The sequence below is a fragment of the Treponema sp. TIM-1 genome (genome assembly GCF_046533115.1).
Lineage (GTDB): Bacteria > Spirochaetota > Spirochaetia > Treponematales > Breznakiellaceae > JAIRMO01.
The window spans coordinates 1-6732 of sequence record NZ_JAJQRC010000074.1 but is presented as its reverse complement, the minus strand read 5'-3'; the positions used below and the strand labels follow the sequence as shown (position 1 = coordinate 6732).

Here is a 6732-nt window from a genome sequence, read left to right as displayed (position 1 = left end):
AATAAAATGCGATGCATTTTATTCTAATTGCTTACGCAATAACGAAATAACTTGCCCTTTTGGGCAAGTTATTTTTGAACAGTTCCTTATGTAAAGATCATTACCGTAGCGTACTAAAAATATCCGGATTGACAGAACATGGTTTCCGCTATACCGTAATAGTGAACTTGGCTTGTTGGAGGTATTACCATGAAAGAAGTGTATGATTTTCTAAAGGAGGCCGAAACCTACTATCTCGCCACCGCGGAAGGGGATCAGCCGCGGGTGCGGCCATTCGGCACGGTAGACATTTTTGAGAACCGGCTCTATATTCAGACCGGCAAAGCCAAACCGGTGGCAAAACAGATGGCCGCCAATCCCAAAGTGGAAATCAGCGCCATGGACAAACAGGGCCGCTGGATCCGCGTCGCCGGGGAAGTCGTTGAAGATAACCGGGTGGAGGCGAAGAAACATATGCTCGACGCCTATCCTCAGCTCAGGAACCGTTACAGCGAAACAGATGACAATACCCAGGTGCTGTATCTTAAAAACGTTACTGCCACCATTGAAGCCTTTGGGAGGGACAAGAAGGTAATAACTTTCTAGAAGCCTGCCGCGCTTCCCGCCGCGGGTCCTAATAGATAAACGGAATAATGCGGTACTTTACCTTTTTGGTGTAGGCATCCCATAGTGCGCCGTATTTGGCTTTACATATCTTGTCGTCGTCTATCTGCCGGGTGAACAAGAGGCCGATATAGTAAAGCGGGTATAGCCATACCTGCCAGACAGCGGGGTATCCGGCGCTCAGGGCAATGCCGCAGGCCATCAGTATCTCACCGAGATAGTTGATATGGCGGCTCAGGCCCCAAAAACCGTTTGCCAGCAAACGGCGTTCTCCGTCGTCGAGGACTGCGGGGGCAAGGCCGAAAAATTTCTTTTCCGGTGAAAGCTTGAAGTAATATTTTTGCAGATTGGCGCCCCGGGACAGGAACCAGCCCATGAAGAAAACGAGGGCAAAGCAGAGGTTAAGCCAAAGGGGGCGCTGCGGATTGGGCAGATCCACGGTTGACCAGAGGGAAACGGCGTAGAAGTAGGGATAAAAGGCAAGGCAGCCGAAGCCCAGCTTGAACCCTACCCGCTCGGCAATAAAATCGTAGGTATAGAGGTGAACCTTCTCGAAGCTGAGATAATCCCACACGAACCAGCTTAACAGGGCGGCGCATAAAAACACCCCGGGGTTATATACTTCGCGGCTTTGATAATGGTAGACCGCGAAAGAGAGGGTGTTTAATTCAAGCATGACGGCCCCCACGAGGTAGAGCCACATCTTGGCGTCAACAAACCCCTGCCGTAATTGCGGGTTCTTCAAGCGGCCAAACCACAGGTCGGCGGGAAAGGGTTTGCCGGTGGACGGGCAGGGAAGTACGATGAGCAGTGAAAACAAAAGGCCCAGGGTAAGGGCCCCCAGGAGGCTGGACCATCGAACCTGGTACAGCCAGTCCAGCGGAACCCATTTCAGCAGCCCCAGCGCCAGCCACAGGAGGACACTCAGGGCAAGAACCACGATGCCGTTTATCCGGTAGTCCAATGCTTCCCCGGTTTGTTCATGCCGGACATAGCCCTTCATCCGTTTGGCGGGAAGGACCAGGTGCAAAAGGGTGATAAGCGCATAGGCGATCCAGGGGGTGAAAAAGCCAAGTACCGGTGTTTTCATGAGAGACCTCCGGTGTTTTTTGACATAAGGGCGATTGCCCCACGGCGGGGCAGAAGCCGCGTCATCACAAAATAGGCCAGTTTGTTTACGGCGCCGGGAATCACCAGGGGGCCTTTCCCCAGGGCCCGCAAGGTCCGCTCCGCCACTTCCCCGGCCTCCAGGCTTCCCGGCGCCGCTTTGGTTTTTTCCGCCCGCCGGTAACCGGGGGTGAGAACGGCGCCGGCGCGGCATCCGGCCACATCTATGCCATGGGGCTTTAATTCTTTCCATAAGCCTTCGGCCAGGATGGCGTTAAACGCCTTGGTGGCGGCATAGGCCGCCAATTTCGGAGTCCCCTGTGCGCCGGCGAGGGACGACATCAACACCATGCCTCCCCGGCCCCGCGCTATCATCGGCGCGGCCAGTAATTTTGCCAGAAGCAGCGGGGTTTTCACATTGACCGCCGCAGCCAGGGCTAACTGTTCTTCCGAAATGTCTTCAAACAAACCGATAGGCGCAAAGGCGGCGTTGTACACCAAGAGGCCCACCGGAACACCCAGGCCGGTGACCAGGCTTTTTGTTTTTTCATAATCGGCCAGATCCACCGCGTGGCATATCACCTCCACCTTATACTGTTCTTTAAGGCGGCGGGCGGTTGATTCCAGCCGCTCTTTTTCCCGGGCCAGGAGTACCAGGCCGAGTCCCCGCCGGGCCAGCGCCTCGGAGAAGGCCCCGCCCAATCCATAGGAAGCGCCGGCAATCAACGCATAGGGCCCGTATTTTTCCCTGAACAGCGGATCCGCTTTGTCATATCTCATCAAAACAAGTCAATCAAAAACACAAGAGCCTTGTCAATTACCCGAGGCAGGTCCGGTTTTAATGGTGAAAGCATAGGCCGCTTCGTCATCCACCCCATACACCGGCAAGGAATCGATATAGGTCTTGAAATACCGGACGATATCGGTTTATGCTACCGGAACGAGCCGGCCTGCGTAAGGGCCGGAGTATTATCTCTGTTTTAAGGCTGAGGAACTTATGAACCCCGTCACCATGTATCTCTCTAAAACCCCTCCGGATAAGGTACATACCGGATTTTTGGCCTATCTGTGTAATCTTCAGAAGATCGCTGAGAGCGCCCCGGAGGTTGCCGTTTCTATTGTGAAGGAATTGGAAAACCAGCGCCGCCGGGTTAAACTTATTGCCAGCGAAAACTACTGTTCCCTGGGGGTGCAGCTTGCCATGGGCAATTTGCTTACCGACAAATACGCCGAGGGCATGCCGAACCACCGGTTTTACGCGGGAAACGAAAATGTGGATGCCGTGGAAACCCTGGCCGCGGAGGAAGCCCGGAAGGTTTTTGGGGCGGAATATGCCAATGTTCAGCCCCATTGCGGGGCGGACGCCAATATCCTGGCGTATTGGGCCATCCTTACCACCCGGATCGAAAACCCCGCCTTAAAAAAATACGGCGAAACCAACCTGTATAAACTCACCCGCCCCCAATGGATGGAACTCAAGGCCGAATTAGGAAATCAGCGGCTTTTGGGCCTGGATTATTATTCCGGCGGCCACCTGACCCACGGGTACCGCTACAATATCTCCTCCCGGATCTTTGACGTGTACAGTTATTCGGTTTCCCCTGAAACCGGGCTGCTGGATTATGATGAAATTGAAAAGCAGGCCCGGGAGCTTAAACCCCTGATCCTTTTGGCCGGGTATTCCGCCTATCCCCGGAAGATCAACTTTAAGCGGATGCGGCAGATCGCGGACAAGGCCGGGGCAATACTGATGGTCGATATGGCCCACTTCGCCGGGCTGGTGGCAGGTAAGGTTTTTACCGGGGATTATGACCCGGTCCTCCATGCCCAGGTGGTAACCAGTACCACCCACAAGACCCTCCGGGGGCCCCGAGCCGGCATGGTCCTGTCCACCGCGGAATTTGCCGATGCCCTGGATAAGGGCTGCCCCCTGACCATGGGGGGGCCCCTGCCCCACATTATTGCCGCCAAGGCCGTGGCGTTCCGGGAGGCGGGTAAACCGGAGTTTCGGGACTACGCGGCCCGGATCGTGGAAAACTGCCGGGTTCTGGCCGCTTCCTGCGTGAAAAACGGCCTGGAAGTCCTCACCGGGGGGACCGACAATCACCTTTTCCTGGTAGATGTCCATCACCTGGGCCTTACCGGGCGGCAGGCGGAAAACAGCCTCCACGAATGCCACCTTACCCTCAACCGGAACAGCCTCCCCTTTGACCCCAACGGCCCCTGGTATACCTCGGGCCTGCGGATCGGGACCGCCGCGGTAACCACCCTGGGGATGACCCCGGCGGAAATGGAGGAACTGGGCGCCATCATTACCCTGGTGCTGAAGCATACCACCGCCGCGGAACATCCCCGGGGGGCCGGGGAAGCCGCCCAACCCAGTAAGGTCAAATACCATATCCGGGAAGATGCCAAGGCCGAAGCCCTCTCCCGGGTGGAAAAACTCCTCTCCCGGTTCCCGGTATATCCGGAACTGGACCTGGAACTGCTCAAAAAGGCTTTTTGCCCGTAGAACAGCCGGAATTTGCGGAGTTTTGCCATAGACGCCTTTTTTCCACCGGTAACCAATAAAGGACTCATATACCCGGCGAGAGGAGTGGGGGTAGCGGAAGCCTTGCTCCGGGCCGAAGGCCCCCGCAAGCGCTTGAGGCGTGCCGGTTTCGGCGGAGCAAGGCTGGAGCGAGGGGGAGCAGCGTCAAAAAAGGCGCCTGTTTTGGGGAAAAGAGGCGTGCTGGTTACCTCCCGGGCGCTCCCCCCCTTTAACGGATTTTTATTAAAAAAATGTGCTTTTCTTCCAAAAATAAATTATATTATAGATGGGCCGGTTTCAAAACTCGGAGGTAAAACCGGCCCGGCAAAAGCGGTCCAGTCCGCTGATAACATCGATTTTGGTCAGGGAGGTTTCCAGGTTTAAGAGAGTTAAAAAACGCAGAGAATCATGGTCCTGTGGGGATCTGATAGTTAATAACACCTTGCTTATTGTTCGGCTGGTTTTTATTCGAGGAGGGGTTCATACCCGGGCCCGCCTTTCGGCGGAAAGTCATTGGAATGTGGCGTATATATCCTCTGTAGATTTCCACGGGTGCACTTTAGGCGGGGCGTTGGGTAGGTCTAAGATTGCTTCTTCAACGACATTGAAAAAGCTTCTTTATATTTTGAATCTGTTTCAAGGCGTAATTTTTTGAAACAGGCGGTAGAAAAGGCGGTTAAGCCCCGGAGCAAGCCGGCCGCTTTTTCCGTTAAATCTCAGGCTGCTTGACGAGCAAAGCTTGTCGTTCAAAATTTCATGGTCCGGTAGAATCCAAGGATTTTGAAATAGCCTTATATCTCGAGGAGTTTTTAGAATGAAAATTAAAATGAGGCTCAGCATTATTGTTATTGTGATCCTGTTGATGGTGGTAGTGTCTTTATCGGTGATTCTTTTAAGCCGCGCCCGGAATATGCAGCTGCAGACCGTACGGAAAAGTACCACGAACCTTGCCAAGAGCATAGCCCTGGATCTGGAGGCGCGGTATGAGGTGTATCTCCATACCGCACAGAACCTGGCGTCCATTATGAACGATTACGAACAGCTGGATCCCGCGGTGCGCCGCAGTCAGTTTAACGTAAATATGCTGGCCCTGGTAGAAGCCAACGAGCGGATCGTTCAGATTTATACGGTCTGGAAGCCCAATGCCATTGACCATATGGACGCCCAATTCGCCGGACGGCCCGGCAACAGTCCTTCGGGCCAGTATGTTGCCATGTATACCCAGACCAGCGGCAAGACCGAGCTTGCCGCTTATGAAGATTATGAACGGATAACCGGGGATCTGTCGGATGTTGTCCGGATCGGGGATCCCATGCCCCGGGTAGTGGCAGGCGAACAGACCTATACGTGTAATATCCGGGTACCGGTGTTTAATTCAAAGAAGGAACTGGTGGCCAATGTGGGGGTGACCATTAATATGGCCTACACCCAGCCGGTAATCCAGGCGCTGTTGAGCGATTCCAGCATGGCGGAAATTTCCGCTGCCGCCGCTTATACCAACAACGGCACGGTTATCGGCAGCTATGACCCTGCCCGGATAGGTAAGGATATGCGGACCGCCGATAGCGTCCTGTTCAGTTCCCGTATTGACGAGGTGGCGGATGCGATTAAAAACGGAACCGTATATGATGTGGAGGAATATTCCCCCCTGCTGAAAACCGTCCTGCAGATAGTGGTACACCCGGTTCGGATCGGTGAAAATACCGCCCCCTGGGCAGTGATGATCGGTACCAGTGAAGCGGTTGTCCTTAAAGAAGTAAACGCGATGACTGTTTTTACCATCATCGTATCGGCCATTGCCATAATCCTGGCATCGATTGTTGTTTATTTTGTTGCATCCAGCATTACCAATCCCATCGTCAATGTGGCCCTTACCCTCAAGGACATCTCCGAAGGGGAAGGGGACCTGACCAAGGCCATCACGGTTAACTCCAGGGACGAAGTCGGCGACCTGGCCCGGTATTTTAACCAGACCCTGGAAAAGATCAAAAATCTGGTGATAATCATCAAACAACAGGCGGCTGCCCTCTTTGATATCGGGAACGAACTGGCCAGCAACATGACCGAGACCGCGGCGGCTATCAACCAGATCACCGCCAATATCCAGAGCATCAAGGGCCGGGTGATAAACCAGTCCGCCTCGGTTACCGAAACTAACTCCACCATGGAACAGATCACCATCAACATCGATAAACTCAACAGCCACATAGAAGACCAGACCTCCAGTGTCTCCCAGTCCTCCTCGGCGATTGAGGAGATGCTGGCCAATATCCAGTCCGTTACCCAGACCCTGGTAAAAAACGCCGATAACGTCCGGGACCTGGCGGCGGCGTCGGAAATAGGCCGGACCGGACTGCAGGAAGTGGCTGCGGACATCCAGGAAATAGCCCGGGAGTCCGAGGGGCTTTTGGAGATCAACGCGGTGATGGAAAACATCGCGAGCCAGACGAATCTGCTTTCGATGAACGCGGCCATAGAGGCGGCCCATGCCG

General features: G+C 54.4%; 5 protein-coding genes. 3 read left to right on the top strand and 2 right to left on the bottom strand.

Annotated elements, in window-relative coordinates:
* Positions 1-189: 189 nt before the first annotated feature.
* Complete coding sequence (locus LQZ21_RS14710) at positions 190-585, top strand: pyridoxamine 5'-phosphate oxidase family protein (RefSeq protein ID WP_411045334.1); 396 nt, start codon at positions 190-192, stop codon at positions 583-585.
* A gap of 28 nt (positions 586-613) precedes the next feature.
* On the opposite strand, the gene LQZ21_RS14705 is transcribed toward LQZ21_RS14710, so the two are convergent.
* On the bottom strand, positions 614-1693 hold the full coding sequence (locus LQZ21_RS14705; protein WP_411045333.1) for a DUF1295 domain-containing protein: 1080 nt from the start codon (positions 1691-1693) through the stop codon (positions 614-616).
* Positions 1690-2490, bottom strand: coding sequence for an SDR family NAD(P)-dependent oxidoreductase (locus tag LQZ21_RS14700; protein ID WP_411045332.1), 801 nt, complete (start codon positions 2488-2490; stop codon positions 1690-1692). The genes LQZ21_RS14705 and LQZ21_RS14700 overlap by 4 nt, the downstream gene beginning before the upstream one ends.
* Before the next feature lie 217 nt (positions 2491-2707).
* Between LQZ21_RS14700 and LQZ21_RS14695 the strand changes: the two genes are divergently transcribed.
* Both LQZ21_RS14695 and LQZ21_RS14690 read left to right on the top strand, forming a co-directional pair.
* Positions 2708-4222, top strand: a complete 1515-nt coding sequence (locus LQZ21_RS14695) for a glycine hydroxymethyltransferase (protein ID WP_411045331.1) — start codon at positions 2708-2710, stop codon at positions 4220-4222.
* Between the two features lie 832 nt (positions 4223-5054).
* Positions 5055-6732, top strand: a 1678-nt coding sequence (locus tag LQZ21_RS14690) for a methyl-accepting chemotaxis protein (RefSeq protein WP_411045330.1), incomplete at its 3' end; no start/stop codon positions are given.

Bases quoted from the DNA above. Each gene is read 5' to 3' on its own strand.
- LQZ21_RS14710 (WP_411045334.1), top strand. From the start codon at position 190: ATGAAAGAAGTGTATGATTTTCTAAAGGAGGCCGAAACCTACTATCTC.
- LQZ21_RS14705 (WP_411045333.1), bottom strand. From the start codon at position 1,693: ATGAAAACACCGGTACTTGGCTTTTTCACCCCCTGGATCGCCTATGCG.
- LQZ21_RS14700 (WP_411045332.1), bottom strand. From the start codon at position 2,490: ATGAGATATGACAAAGCGGATCCGCTGTTCAGGGAAAAATACGGGCCC.
- LQZ21_RS14695 (WP_411045331.1), top strand. From the start codon at position 2,708: ATGAACCCCGTCACCATGTATCTCTCTAAAACCCCTCCGGATAAGGTA.